The following is an 11607-nucleotide window of genomic DNA, read 5'->3' as shown; positions in this document are numbered from 1 at the left end:
ATCGCAGCGGTCAGGGTGGTCTTGCCGTGGTCAACGTGGCCGATTGTGCCAATGTTTACGTGCGGCTTATTACGTTCAAACTTTGCCTTTGCCATTTTGCAGGGCCCTTAATTCTGAGGGGCCACAAGCGGCCCGGTCCAACATCGCGGGCGATGTATTTGGAAATGGATGGGAAATCAAGTGGCGCATTTGCGATAACGGAAACGAAATGCACATCCTTTAATGTGGTTGATCCGCATTTGCACGATGGCGCTGGGTTCAGACTGGCCTAATTGATCCCGTTCTCAACCTGTAGGGCGCGGATATAGGAAACAATCGTCGCCACGTCAGCGCGCGTTAGCCCCTCAATAGCCGCCATATTCCCGAACGGCCAATGGTGCGCCTGCACGCCAAGTGCGACAGCCCGCTGAAATGCCTCATCACCGTGATGCGACGGTTCATAAATCTTGTGAACCAAGGGCGGGCCCACGCCATCACGCCCCGCCGCATTGACGCCGTGACACACGACACAATTGGCTTCGAACGCAATCTGGCCCATTGCCTGCTGCTCGGTGAAGCGCGCTGGAATTATGACATCAACCAACGGGCCAGCCTCGGCTTCAGGTTTTGTATCAGCGACGTTGGGCGCATCAGCCGCACCTGTCATCACGTAAACCCCAGCGCCTACCAGCGCTGCAAATACACCGATTGCAACTTTGTTCATTCTCAGCACCATTCATCCGCTATTCCATTTGGGAACAGGCTAGGTGCTTCCCGCACTGGAAGGTCAAACGATTAAATGAACCGGTTGTTTTTGGGGAAACCGTGTGGCGGGCGCTTGCCGACACCGGCCCGCGCGCCTTTCCACTCTGTCATGTCCGGCTCGGTTCGCGTTTTACCGCCGCCCATCTGCCAGGACAGCCCGTCTTCCCAAGCGAATGTCGTGATGTCCGACAACCCGCCATCCAACTCAAGCATACCCTGCCGCCCGGCCGCCTTTTTGTATTTCTGGATGCGCACGCCTTTGCCACGGCCCATTTCAGGCAATTCACCCACTTCAAAGACCAAAAGCTTCGCGTTCTCGGACACCACCGCCACATGGTCGCCCGCCACGCGGCGGCAGACCTTCGCGACAGTATCCTTGACGTTCAGCACCTGCTTGCCGGTCCGCGTCTGCGCCAGAACCTCTTCTTCGGGCACGATAAAACCGTTGCCCTCAGCCGAGGCGACCAGCAGCTTTTCGCCCGGTTTGTGGATCAGGAAATCGATGATCTCGACGTCATTGGGCAGATCAATCATCAAACGCAACGGCTCGCCCATACCGCGCCCGCCAGGCAGATTGGCGGCGCCGACTGTATAAAAACGGCCGTTTGCGCCAAAGACCAGCAATTTATCGGTGGTTTCCGCGTGGAAAATAAAGCGCGGGCCATCGCCGTCCTTGAATTTCAACTCGCGGGTCAGATCAATATGGCCGGTCATTGCGCGGACCCAGCCCATTTGCGAACAAACAACCGTAATCGGCTCGCGCTCGATCATTGCCTCAAGCGGCACATCCACAACCTCGGTGGCTTCGGCAAACTGCGTGCGCCGCGCCCCGCCTGCGCTATCGCGGCCAAAGACCTTTCGGGTTTCGCGCAATTGCTCGGCAATGCGACTCCATTGCAGGTCGTCGCTTTCAAGCAAATCCTCGATCCCTGCGCGCTCTTCCATCAATGCGTCACGCTCGGCGATCAGTTCCAACTCTTCCAGACGTCGCAAACTGCGCAGGCGCATGTTCAGGATCGCTTCGGCCTGCACTTCTGTGAGCGAGATTTCAGGATCTGCCCCCGGCACGATCGGCGAGCGATAATCAACTTCGGAGGTGGCGCGGATATGGTCGCGGCCCCAGTCCTCGACCATCAACGCCTTTTTGGGATCGTCGTCATAGCGGATGATATCAATCACGCGATCAAGATTAAGGAAGGCGATGATAAAGCCTTCAAGCACCTCGAGCCGATGGTCGATCTTTTCCAAGCGGTATTTGCTCCGCCGGATCAGGACATCGCGGCGATGGTCAAGGAAGGCGCGCAGCACTTCCTTGAGGGAACACACTTTGGGCGTCAGCCCGTCGATCAACACATTCATATTCAGGCTGAACCGCGTTTCCAGATCCGAATTGCGGAACAGCATGCCCATCATGACCTCGGGGTCGACGGTCTTTGCGCGCGGTTCCAGCACCACGCGGATATCCTCGGCGCTTTCGTCGCGCACATCGGCCAGCAGTGGCACTTTCTTAAGCTGGATCACCTCGGCCAGCTTTTCGATCAGTTTCGATTTCTGCACCTGATAGGGGATTTCAGTGACCACAATCTGCCACTGCCCACGGCCCAGATCCTCGACTTCCCATTTGGCGCGCAAACGGAAAGACCCACGTCCTGTGCGATAGGCCTCGGCAATATTGGCGGGGGGTTCGACAATCACACCACCTGTGGGGAAATCAGGGCCGGGGATGTAATTTAGCAAAGTGTCGTCGCGGGCATCGGGGGTTTTGATCAGATGCAGGCAAGCGTCGATCAGTTCATGCAGGTTATGCGGCGGGATATTCGTTGCCATCCCTACGGCAATGCCACTTGACCCGTTGGCAAGAAGGTTGGGGAATGTGGCTGGCAAGACTGCCGGCTCGGTCAGCCGCCCGTCATAGTTGTCGCGAAAGTCCACACTGTCTTCGGACAAACCTTCCAGCAACGCCTCGGCGGCGGCGGTCATACGCGCTTCGGTGTAACGCGAAGCGGCAGGGTTATCGCCATCGATATTGCCAAAGTTCCCCTGACCATCCACCAGCGGATAGCGCACATTAAAATCCTGCGCCAAACGCGCCATGGCATCATAAATCGCGGCATCACCGTGCGGGTGAAAATCGCCCATCGTATCGCCGCTGATCTTTGCAGATTTCAAAAATCCGCCCGTGGGCGACAGGCGCAACCGTGACATAGCGTAAAGGATGCGCCGGTGTACCGGCTTCAGCCCGTCACGCGCATCAGGCAGCGCACGGTGCATAATTGTCGAGAGCGCATAGGTCAGATACCTGTCACCAATCGCACGGCGCAGACTTTCAGTGACGTCATTGGGCCCAAGGCCGGTCTCTGTTTCATCATTCATAGTGTCTGGTTTAGCGGGCCAAGATTCTGGCGTAAAGCGCCGAAATTTGCGCGCCCTTTCGCCAGTCACAAAGACCGAGGCTTGCCAGAACGTTTCGCACAGGTCAAAGAACCGAAATGACAGAAAAATCCATTCTCATCACCGGATCATCCTCGGGCATCGGCTATGATGCGGCATATGGCCTGCGGGCGGCCGGTTGGCGCGTTTTTGCCAGTTGCCGCAAGCAAGAAGACTGCGACCGGATGCGCAGCGAAGGCTTTGAAAGCCCCCGCATTGATTATACCGACGCCGACAGCATCGTGACCGGCCTTGCCGAAACGCTGGAAGCAACGGGGGGTACGTTGGACGCGCTTTACAACAACGGCGCCTATGCCTGCCCCGGTGCGGTCGAGGATTTGCCCGTCGGCGCGCTACGCGCGATTTTTGAAACCAACGTCTTTGGCTGGCATGAACTCACACGGCTGGTCATCCCTGTCATGCGGGCGCAAGGGCATGGGCGCATTATCAATTGCTCATCCGTTTTGGGCTTTGTGGGGCTGCGCTGGCGCGGGGCCTATGTCGCAACCAAACATGCGCTCGAGGGCCTGACAGATGTCTTGCGCATCGAAATGAGCGACACGCCGATCAAGGTGATCCTGATCGAACCCGGCCCGATCACTGCCAAGATCCGCGAAAATGCGATCCCGCACTTCGAGAAATGGATTGACTGGGAAGGATCGGCGCGGGCCGGCCAATATGCACAGTTGCGATCACGGCTCTATGACGACAACGGACCGGACCGTTTCGAGTTGCCCCCCTCGGCGGTGACCAGAAAAATCCTGCACGCCCTGACATCTGCACGCCCGAAACCGCGCTACTATGTCACGACCCCCACCTATCTGATGGGTTTTTTGCGGCGCGTGTTGCCAACGCGGCTTCTTGATGCGGTCATTTTGCGCGGCTGAGGGTTTTCTTTCCGGCGCGCCCTGCTACATGCGAGAGGAATTAAGGAAGGATCGAACCAATGGCCAATGACCCGCTTTTTTGGGCAATGTCTGTGTCAGTGCTGGTTGTGCTCGTCATTTTGATGTGGGGTATCGGCAGCTTTGGCAAGGGCGGTGAGTATAACCGCAAACACGCAAACAAGATCATGCGCTGGCGCATTGGTGCACAATTCCTTGCGGTCGTGATGATCCTGATTTTTGTCTATTTGCGCGGTGGAGGAAACTAACCGATGGTCGTTCTCAACAAGATCTACACAAAAACCGGAGACTCCGGCGAAACGGCCCTTGGTAACGGCAGCCGCGTTGCCAAACACTCGATGCGGGTGACATCCTACGGCACGGTCGATGAAACGAATGCAACCGTCGGTCTGGCGCGCCTGCATGCCACCGGCGAGATGGATGCCCAGCTTGCCATGATCCAGAATGATCTTTTTGATCTCGGTGCGGACCTTTGCCGCCCTGATATGGAGAAAGACGGCGAAGCAGAATACCCGGTGCTGCGCATGACCGATGCGCAAGTTGCGCGTCTGGAAAGCCAGATTGATACAATGACCAAAGAGGTCGAGCCCCTGCGCAGTTTCATTTTGCCTGGTGGGTCCGCACTCGCGGCACATCTGCATCTTTGCCGTACCGTGTCGCGCCGTGCCGAACGGTTGACCGTCGAATTAGCCACGTACGAGTCGGTCAATCCCGCGGCGGTCAAATACCTGAACCGTTTGTCTGACTGGTTTTTCCAAGCCTCTCGCATAGCCAATAACAACGGCAATGATGATGTGCTTTGGGTCCCTGGCGCGAACCGCGGTTAATCTGCCGATAAAGCACACAGCAAACCCCGCCATCGGGGTTTGACCTTACGTTCACGTCAAGAACGTGGCGTCGGTGACTTCTTCCGCGTCGATTTTGCACTGTTTTCACACGCCAGCGCAGGCTAACAACGGTGCGAGACGTAAACTAATCAGATTCTTGGGAGAGAAACGCAAATGAAGGTCCTCGTACCCGTCAAGCGCGTGATTGACTACAACGTGAAGGTTCGTGTGAAAGCGGACGGCTCCGGTGTTGATCTCGCGAACGTCAAAATGTCGATGAACCCGTTCGATGAAATCGCTGTGGAAGAGGCGATCCGTCTGCGCGAAGCGGGCAAAGTTGAAGAAATCGTCGCCGTCTCGATTGGCGTCAAGCAGAGCCAGGAAACACTGCGCACCGCGCTTGCAATGGGTGCCGACCGTGCCATCCTTGTTGTTGCTGCTGACGATGTGCACACCGACATTGAACCGCTCGCTGTTGCGAAAATCCTTGCCGCGATCGTCAAGGAAGAAGAGCCGGGTCTGGTGCTGTGCGGTAAGCAAGCAATCGACAATGACATGAATGCCACTGGCCAGATGTTGTCGGCCCTGCTGGGCTGGTCACAGGCGACCTTCGCCTCTGAAGTTGATGTTGATGGCGACAGTGCGACCGTGACCCGCGAAGTGGATGGCGGCCTGCAGACGATCAAGGTGAAAATGCCAGCAATTGTGACTGTGGACCTGCGCCTGAACGAGCCGCGCTATGCGTCGCTTCCCAACATCATGAAGGCCAAGAAAAAGCCTTTGGATGAAAAAACACCTGCCGATTACGGCGTTGACGTCGCGCCGCGCCTCAGCATCGTGAGCACCACAGAGCCAGAGGCCCGCAAGGCCGGTATCATTGTGGGGTCGGTTGATGAACTTGTCGAGAAACTCAAAGAAGCGGGGGCTGTATAATGGCTGTACTTCTGATTGGTGAAGTCACTGACGGCGCATTGGCCGTTGATGCGACAGCAAAGGCCGTCTCTGCGGTCAAGTCTTTGGGCGATGTGACCGTGCTTTGCGCGGGTGCTTCCGCGCAAGCGGCTGCTGACGAGGCTGCAAAGATTGAAGGCGTCTCCAAAGTGCTCTGCGCGGAAGATCCGGCCCTTGGTCACCGCCTCGCCGAGCCTACCGCCGCTTTGATTGTGTCACTTGCAGGCGATTACACGCATATCGCCGCCCCCGGCACCACGGACGCGAAAAACGTCATGCCACGGGTGGCTGCACTCTTGGACGCGATGATCATCTCTGAAGTAACTGCCGTGGTTGACGCGGACACATTCGAGCGTCCGATCTATGCGGGCAACGCGATCCAGACAGTCAAATCTTCTGACGCCACCAAAGTCATGACTATTCGTACTGCCGGCTTTGATGCCGCGGCGATGGGTGGTTCTGCCTCGGTCGAAAGCATCGGTGCCGCCGGCGACCCAGGCCTGTCTGAATGGGTCGAAGACAAAGTCGCAGCTTCTGATCGCCCCGAACTCACATCTGCGGGTGTCGTTGTGTCCGGTGGTCGTGGTGTCGGGTCGGAAGAGGACTTTGCGCTGATCGAAAAGCTGGCAGATAAGCTGAACGCTGCTGTCGGCGCGTCCCGCGCTGCGGTGGATAGTGGTTATGCCCCAAATGACTGGCAGGTCGGGCAGACCGGCAAGGTCGTAGCGCCCGAACTCTATGTGGCCGTTGGCATCTCGGGTGCAATCCAGCACCTTGCGGGCATGAAAGACAGCAAGATCATCGTGGCGATCAACAAGGATGAGGAAGCACCAATTTTTCAGGTGGCTGACTTTGGCTTGGTGGCAGACCTCTTTGATGCTGTGCCGGAACTGACTGGCAAGCTCTAAAAGCTAACACATTTGAAAAGAAAGGGCCCCAGCCACGCTGGGGCCTTTTTTATAGGGCGTAGAGCTGGTTTCTGATGGATTGAATCAGGGCTGCGCTCGCCTCAACATGGCAATCTACCCCCAGCATTTCAGAAGCGGCTTTGGCCTGGCTTGTTGGAAAGAACATGCCGCGTGATCCGCGCGACAAGGCACGCTGTGTCGGGTTTACGACGACAACGTCTTTGACCAGCGGTCGCAGCTCATCAATCATCGACGCCGTGATAAACAGGGGATCGACCTGCAACTGACCCGGACGGTCGGCCCAATGCTTATCCGTCATGGCATCCTCGGAAAACCACAGAAGGATGCTCCGTCGCCCGATCTGACCCAGCATATTGCGCATCCGCGCCAGCCATGCCGCGCGCAACTCAATCACGACGGTTTCAAAACGTTCCAGAGATGTGGCGTGCAGCGTATTCAACATATGCCTTGTGAAGGAAAACTCTGAAAAATCGATCTCTTGATAGATCGCCTGCAAGACGGTTGAGGCGCGCAGGAACCGGTCGTTCCGCCGCGGATGGACCGAATAGAACCGGTTTGACAGGTAATTTGCCCCCATCACCTGCACCACGGTCAAATCGGCCTCAGCGCAGATATCCATGATCGTCGGATCATTTACAAAGGCATCAATCCCGCCGTTGACACACCCAAAGTTCACGCAGGTCTGGCGCATGGCCTTTTCAACAAGGGTTGGAAACGGCTTTTCAATGAACTTGCCATAGGTTTCGGTCCCGCCGATAAACGCAAGATACGGCAGATCAAGCCGTTTGCGGGGCCCACGAAACAGCATTCGTGAATTCCCGTACCGGCAGGGCGAATAAGAAAGCTCGCCTGTTTCAATCGTCTCGTGTCGCATGGCTGGCACCCCGTATAGTCATCACCCGAGCGACAGATTCGCCCAATTCATTTGCGAATTTGCTAATGACGGCATTTGATAAGAATTTTACCTAAACGCCTGACTTGAAGGTGCCCCCCCCAGAGGCCTATGGTGCGGTCAACCGTTAAAGGAATGATCATGACAATTGAAAAGGTAGGCATCGTTGGCGCAGGTCAGATGGGCAACGGCATTGCCCATGTCTTTGCCCTTGCGGAATATGAAGTGCTGATGACAGATATCAGCCAGGACGCGTTGAACGCCGCCGTTGCGCTGATCGAGCGTAATCTGGATCGCCAGGTCAGCAAAGAACTGATCACCCAAGCGCAAAAGACCGACGCGATGAAGCGGATTACAACGACGCCGACCCTGACCGATCTGGGCAAGACCGACCTGATCATCGAAGCCGCGACTGAGCGCGAGACGATCAAGACCGCGATTTTCGAAGATCTTGTGCCGCACCTGAAGCCGGACACGATCCTGACGTCCAACACCTCGTCAATCTCGATTACGCGACTGGCATCACGGACAGACCGTCCCGAAAAGTTCATGGGGTTTCATTTTATGAACCCTGTTCCGATCATGCAGCTGGTTGAACTGATCCGCGGCATCGCCACTGACGAACCTACGTTCAAGGCCTGCCACGCAGTGGTAGAGCGATTGGGAAAAACATCCGCGACGGCGGAAGATTTTCCAGCCTTCATCGTCAACCGCATCCTGATGCCGATGATCAACGAGGCAATCTATACGCTTTATGAAGGCGTGGGGTCGGTGCAATCCATTGATACTTCGCTCAAGCTGGGTGCGAACCACCCGATGGGGCCGCTGGAACTGGCTGACTTCATCGGACTGGATACCTGTCTGGCGATTATGAACGTGCTGCATGATGGTTTGGCCGATACCAAGTATCGCCCCTGCCCTTTGCTCACCAAATATGTCGAAGCAGGCTGGCTGGGTCGGAAATCGGAACGCGGATTCTATGACTACCGCAGCGGCACGCCTGTCCCCACGCGCTAGTCTTTCAGGCGCAGTGTTTCTTGGCGCATCCAGTCCATGCAGGCGCGTTGGTCACTCAAGCGTGCCCTGACTTCGTCCGCATCAAACGGATGGCCGACCACAGGCTTTTGCGGTTTGCCGCAAGCCCTGACAATTTCATAGATCAACAGGCTCTGGCGCAGGGTCGGCGATATGCGGTTGGCCATTTGATACCAGCGCGAATTCGCCCCCGGAAAGAAGAGCGGTACAACCCGCGCGCCTGACATCCGGATCATCTTGGCTGTAAAAAGGTTCCATTCCCGCTCAATCATGGGACCAAACAGCGTGTCAGACGATGCGACGACCCCGGAAGGAAAGACGGCAACGACGCCACCGGCATTCAAATGCGCCATGGCTTGCTTGCGCATCTCAACCATCTTGGCCTGTGCGCCCTCTTCATGCGGAAACGGGACAGGGATGAGAAACTTACCGGCACCTTCATCAATATCGGTCAGGAAAGCGCGTGTCAGGATACGGTAGTCGCTGCGCACACGCCCGATTAATTCGGCAAAGATCATGCCATCAACCAGCCCGTGCGGATGGTTTGCGACAACAACGACTGGCCCGGTCTTGGGAATGCGCGCCAACTGCTCGTCCGGCGTTGTCACATCAATCCCCATGACATCCAACGCATTACGCCAGAACGCCTGATCTTCGAACCTGCCGCGCTTTTCGAATGCGCGGACCATCCGGATAATCTTGATTTTCCCCGTAAGCCATTCAATCGTCTTGATCACCGTGCGCCGCACGGGGTGATCAAACGTTTCCGAATAGGTCAGCGCCCGCCGGTTATAGACGTGCGGGACAGGCTTTGAGGCGGAGGTCTGTGCGGGGGCCTTGGGGGTCGTGTCGGTCAATGCACTTGTCCTATCCGATCCTGACATTCATCAGTCGCCCTCACCGAATTTATCGGCAACAAGGTTTTCTATTGCCGCAGCAAGCTCTTTTTCCTGCGGCCCGCGGGTTTCCACGTCAATAAAGGTTCCGATGGAGGCTGCCAACATCAAAAGCCCCATGATGCTGTCGCCGCTGGTGCGTTCACCATCCTTGCTGACTATGGCCTCGGCATCAAAGCTTTCGACAACCTCGACCAGTTTGGCGGACGCGCGCGCGTGCAGACCTTTGATATTCTCGATCTTCAAACGCATCTGGGTCATTGGGGAAGCCCCCCGTTGTGACTATTGATGTATTTGTGCGCCGCAGCAATGGCCGCTTCGACAGCATCCGGCACGCTGGCCTTGCGGGATTTGGCAAGTTTGATGAGCATCGGCAGGTTTGCTCCATAAAGGATACGGCGGTTTTCCGGGCTACAGGCCTTGAGCGAAAGGTTGGTCGGCGAACCACCAAACATATCCGTGACGATGACTACACCGTCACCGGTATCGACATCATCTGCAGCCTGGCAGATTTCGGTCTGTTTCGCCGCGCGGTCATCTTCGGGGCCAATCGCAATACTGACCATGCCGGGCTGCGGTCCAACGACATGCTCGACCGCGGCGTGATACTCCTGCGCCAACCCCCCATGCGCCACGATGACGATACCAATCAAACCACGTCTTCCCTTTTCCTTTGCGCATCGCGCCGCTCTAATTCGCGATGTCGTTTAGACACATGCCACCCGTCTTGTGCAAGGGCCTCTGCAAGCCGTTCTGTCATTGCAACCGAGCGGTGTTTGCCCCCTGTACAGCCAAAGGCGATTGAGAGGTGCGCTTTGCCCTCGTCCTTATGCGCAGGAAGAAGCAAATCCACGAGGCCCTTCACCTGTGCGAAAAATGGCGGAAAGCGCGGATCAGCCGCGACATAGGCCGCCACGGCAGAATCACGGCCGTCGAGGACGCGCAGGTTTTCCTCCCAATGGGGATTTTGCAGAAAACGGCAATCAATCACGATGTCCATGCCGCGCGGCAGACCGCGTTTGTAAGAAAAAGAATGCAATGTGACGCCGAGTTTGGCACCGCCCTCGCCCGTTCTGAACCATCGCTCAACTTCCGCCTTGGCCTCGTGCGGCGACATGCCTGTCGTATCAATCAGCACATCGGCGCGCGCACGGATAGGGATCAAGAGTTCGCGCTCGGCCTGAATGCCGGCAAGTGGCGGACCACCCGGGGCCAAAGGATGCCGCCGCCGCGTCTCGGAATAGCGGCGCACAAGTTCTTCCTCGTTGGCATCCATATAGAGAACCTGCGCCGGAAACTGCCCCTTGCCTGTCAGCCGGTCAATCGTGTCAATCAACGCACTGATGCTGAAATCACGGTTACGCACGTCAATGCCCAAAGCCAGCGGACGCACCGGCGGCGGACCCTCGAGCAGGCGCGGCAAGAGCGACAACGGCAGGTTGTCGATGACCTCATATCCCAAGTCCTCAAGCGCCCTGATAGCCGTTGAGCGCCCAGCTCCGGACGGGCCGGTGACCAAGACCACGCTAGGGGCCTGATCCTGCGGGGCTTCACCCGTCTTGGTCATCGATCACTCCAACCGGATTTGAGAATTTGTAAAATTGCTGCGGCAAAGTGTGGCGCGTCCACACGGTAGATCAAGGGGAGATTATGTCCCAGTACTTCAAAAGATCGCGCCTCGGGCAGGCGCGTCTGCTCAGATTGATCAAGGTTTACGACCAAAACAGCCCTCGCACGGCGCTGCACCTGTGCATTCAGGATACCGATTCCGCGTGCTTCGATCAGCCCTTTGATGGTGTCCGGTGCTTGCGCGACCACATTGTCGTTGTCCAACGTAAGGCGCACACCATCATCCGCAACCAATTTGCAGCCGAGTGCAATAAGTTGCAGCCCCAAGGCAGATTTACCCGAGCCAGACTTTCCCGTGATGATGACGGCGCGATTGTCCCATGCCACAGAGGTCGCGTGCAGAGTATGGGATGCGGCCATGATGGATGC

15 protein-coding genes are annotated in these 11607 nt (G+C 56.9%); 6 read left to right on the top strand and 9 right to left on the bottom strand.

The features are described from left to right. The 3 genes from B0B09_RS16200 to B0B09_RS16190 form a co-directional block, all read right to left on the bottom strand. On the bottom strand, nucleotides 1–95 hold a 95-nt coding region (locus B0B09_RS16200; RefSeq protein WP_018590913.1), incomplete at its 3' end, for a GTP-binding protein. A gap of 173 nt (nucleotides 96–268) precedes the next feature. Continuing rightward, the gene (locus B0B09_RS16195; RefSeq protein WP_076660951.1) at nucleotides 269–703 is read right to left on the bottom strand and encodes a c-type cytochrome; all 435 of its coding nucleotides are present in this window, start codon (nucleotides 701–703) and stop codon (nucleotides 269–271) included. A 71-nt stretch (nucleotides 704–774) separates the two neighbouring features. Beyond that, nucleotides 775–3117, bottom strand: a complete 2343-nt coding sequence (locus tag B0B09_RS16190) for a DNA topoisomerase IV subunit A (RefSeq protein ID WP_076660950.1) — start codon at nucleotides 3115–3117, stop codon at nucleotides 775–777. Nucleotides 3118–3233: 116 nt separating this feature from the next. Between B0B09_RS16190 and B0B09_RS16185 the strand changes: the two genes are divergently transcribed. The 5 genes from B0B09_RS16185 (at nucleotide 3234) to B0B09_RS16165 (ending at nucleotide 6765) form a co-directional block, all read left to right on the top strand. Next, a complete protein-coding gene (locus B0B09_RS16185) occupies nucleotides 3234–4061 on the top strand; it encodes an SDR family NAD(P)-dependent oxidoreductase (protein ID WP_076660949.1) in 828 nt (275 codons plus the stop codon). Nucleotides 4062–4120: 59 nt separating this feature from the next. Further along, the gene (locus B0B09_RS16180; protein WP_076660948.1) at nucleotides 4121–4327 is read left to right on the top strand and encodes a twin transmembrane helix small protein; all 207 of its coding nucleotides are present in this window, start codon (nucleotides 4121–4123) and stop codon (nucleotides 4325–4327) included. A 3-nt stretch (nucleotides 4328–4330) separates the two neighbouring features. Beyond that, nucleotides 4331–4906 carry a cob(I)yrinic acid a,c-diamide adenosyltransferase gene (locus B0B09_RS16175; RefSeq protein ID WP_076660947.1) on the top strand — a complete coding sequence of 192 codons (576 nt, stop codon included), beginning with the start codon at nucleotides 4331–4333 and terminating at the stop codon, nucleotides 4904–4906. Between the two features lie 174 nt (nucleotides 4907–5080). Continuing rightward, on the top strand, nucleotides 5081–5839 hold the full coding sequence (locus tag B0B09_RS16170) for an electron transfer flavoprotein subunit beta/FixA family protein (RefSeq protein ID WP_076660946.1): 759 nt from the start codon (nucleotides 5081–5083) through the stop codon (nucleotides 5837–5839). Then, nucleotides 5839–6765, top strand: coding sequence for an electron transfer flavoprotein subunit alpha/FixB family protein (locus tag B0B09_RS16165; protein WP_055295939.1), 927 nt, complete (start codon nucleotides 5839–5841; stop codon nucleotides 6763–6765). The genes B0B09_RS16170 and B0B09_RS16165 overlap by 1 nt, the downstream gene beginning before the upstream one ends. 49 nt (nucleotides 6766–6814) lie before the next feature. Here the strand turns inward: B0B09_RS16165 and B0B09_RS16160 are convergent, their stop codons facing one another. Next, a complete protein-coding gene (locus tag B0B09_RS16160) occupies nucleotides 6815–7660 on the bottom strand; it encodes a DUF6473 family protein (protein WP_076660945.1) in 846 nt (281 codons plus the stop codon). A gap of 159 nt (nucleotides 7661–7819) precedes the next feature. Here B0B09_RS16160 and B0B09_RS16155 point away from each other — a divergent pair, with 159 nt between their 5' ends. Further along, the gene (locus B0B09_RS16155; RefSeq protein WP_076660976.1) at nucleotides 7820–8695 is read left to right on the top strand and encodes a 3-hydroxybutyryl-CoA dehydrogenase; all 876 of its coding nucleotides are present in this window, start codon (nucleotides 7820–7822) and stop codon (nucleotides 8693–8695) included. On the opposite strand, the gene B0B09_RS16150 is transcribed toward B0B09_RS16155, so the two are convergent. From B0B09_RS16150 to B0B09_RS16130, 5 genes are read right to left on the bottom strand one after another with little or no spacing between them, the layout of a single operon-like run. Continuing rightward, nucleotides 8692–9570 carry a lysophospholipid acyltransferase family protein gene (locus B0B09_RS16150; protein WP_076660944.1) on the bottom strand — a complete coding sequence of 293 codons (879 nt, stop codon included), beginning with the start codon at nucleotides 9568–9570 and terminating at the stop codon, nucleotides 8692–8694. The genes B0B09_RS16155 and B0B09_RS16150 overlap by 4 nt on opposite strands. Nucleotides 9571–9600: 30 nt before the next feature. After that, nucleotides 9601–9870: an HPr family phosphocarrier protein gene (locus B0B09_RS16145; RefSeq protein ID WP_076660943.1), complete on the bottom strand. Its 270-nt coding sequence runs from the start codon at nucleotides 9868–9870 to the stop codon at nucleotides 9601–9603. Further along, nucleotides 9867–10262 (bottom strand): PTS sugar transporter subunit IIA, encoded by a 396-nt coding sequence (locus B0B09_RS16140; protein WP_076660942.1) that lies wholly within the window; start codon nucleotides 10260–10262, stop codon nucleotides 9867–9869. The genes B0B09_RS16145 and B0B09_RS16140 overlap by 4 nt, the downstream gene beginning before the upstream one ends. After that, nucleotides 10259–11176, bottom strand: coding sequence for an RNase adapter RapZ (rapZ, locus tag B0B09_RS16135; protein WP_076660941.1), 918 nt, complete (start codon nucleotides 11174–11176; stop codon nucleotides 10259–10261). The genes B0B09_RS16140 and rapZ overlap by 4 nt, the downstream gene beginning before the upstream one ends. Further along, entirely contained in the window at nucleotides 11173–11598 is a 426-nt protein-coding gene (locus B0B09_RS16130) for an HPr kinase/phosphorylase (RefSeq protein WP_076660940.1), read from the bottom strand. Before B0B09_RS16130 ends, rapZ begins: the two co-directional genes overlap by 4 nt. Between the last annotated feature and the right edge of the window lie 9 nt (nucleotides 11599–11607).

Source organism: Yoonia rosea, assembly GCF_900156505.1.
Lineage (GTDB): Bacteria > Pseudomonadota > Alphaproteobacteria > Rhodobacterales > Rhodobacteraceae > Yoonia > Yoonia rosea.
Note: the sequence above shows the minus strand (reverse complement) of the source record. Positions and strands in the feature narration are given on the sequence as shown.

Excerpts from the sequence above, each read along its gene's own strand:
- B0B09_RS16195 (WP_076660951.1), bottom strand. The coding sequence starts at position 703 with ATGAACAAAGTTGCAATCGGTGTATTTGCAGCGCTGGTAGGCGCTGGG.
- B0B09_RS16190 (WP_076660950.1), bottom strand. The coding sequence starts at position 3,117 with ATGAATGATGAAACAGAGACCGGCCTTGGGCCCAATGACGTCACTGAA.
- B0B09_RS16185 (WP_076660949.1), top strand. The coding sequence starts at position 3,234 with ATGACAGAAAAATCCATTCTCATCACCGGATCATCCTCGGGCATCGGC.
- B0B09_RS16180 (WP_076660948.1), top strand. The coding sequence starts at position 4,121 with ATGGCCAATGACCCGCTTTTTTGGGCAATGTCTGTGTCAGTGCTGGTT.
- B0B09_RS16175 (WP_076660947.1), top strand. The coding sequence starts at position 4,331 with ATGGTCGTTCTCAACAAGATCTACACAAAAACCGGAGACTCCGGCGAA.
- B0B09_RS16170 (WP_076660946.1), top strand. The coding sequence starts at position 5,081 with ATGAAGGTCCTCGTACCCGTCAAGCGCGTGATTGACTACAACGTGAAG.
- B0B09_RS16165 (WP_055295939.1), top strand. The coding sequence starts at position 5,839 with ATGGCTGTACTTCTGATTGGTGAAGTCACTGACGGCGCATTGGCCGTT.
- B0B09_RS16160 (WP_076660945.1), bottom strand. The coding sequence starts at position 7,660 with ATGCGACACGAGACGATTGAAACAGGCGAGCTTTCTTATTCGCCCTGC.
- B0B09_RS16155 (WP_076660976.1), top strand. The coding sequence starts at position 7,820 with ATGACAATTGAAAAGGTAGGCATCGTTGGCGCAGGTCAGATGGGCAAC.
- B0B09_RS16145 (WP_076660943.1), bottom strand. The coding sequence starts at position 9,870 with ATGACCCAGATGCGTTTGAAGATCGAGAATATCAAAGGTCTGCACGCG.
- rapZ (WP_076660941.1), bottom strand. The coding sequence starts at position 11,176 with ATGACCAAGACGGGTGAAGCCCCGCAGGATCAGGCCCCTAGCGTGGTC.
- B0B09_RS16130 (WP_076660940.1), bottom strand. The coding sequence starts at position 11,598 with ATGGCCGCATCCCATACTCTGCACGCGACCTCTGTGGCATGGGACAAT.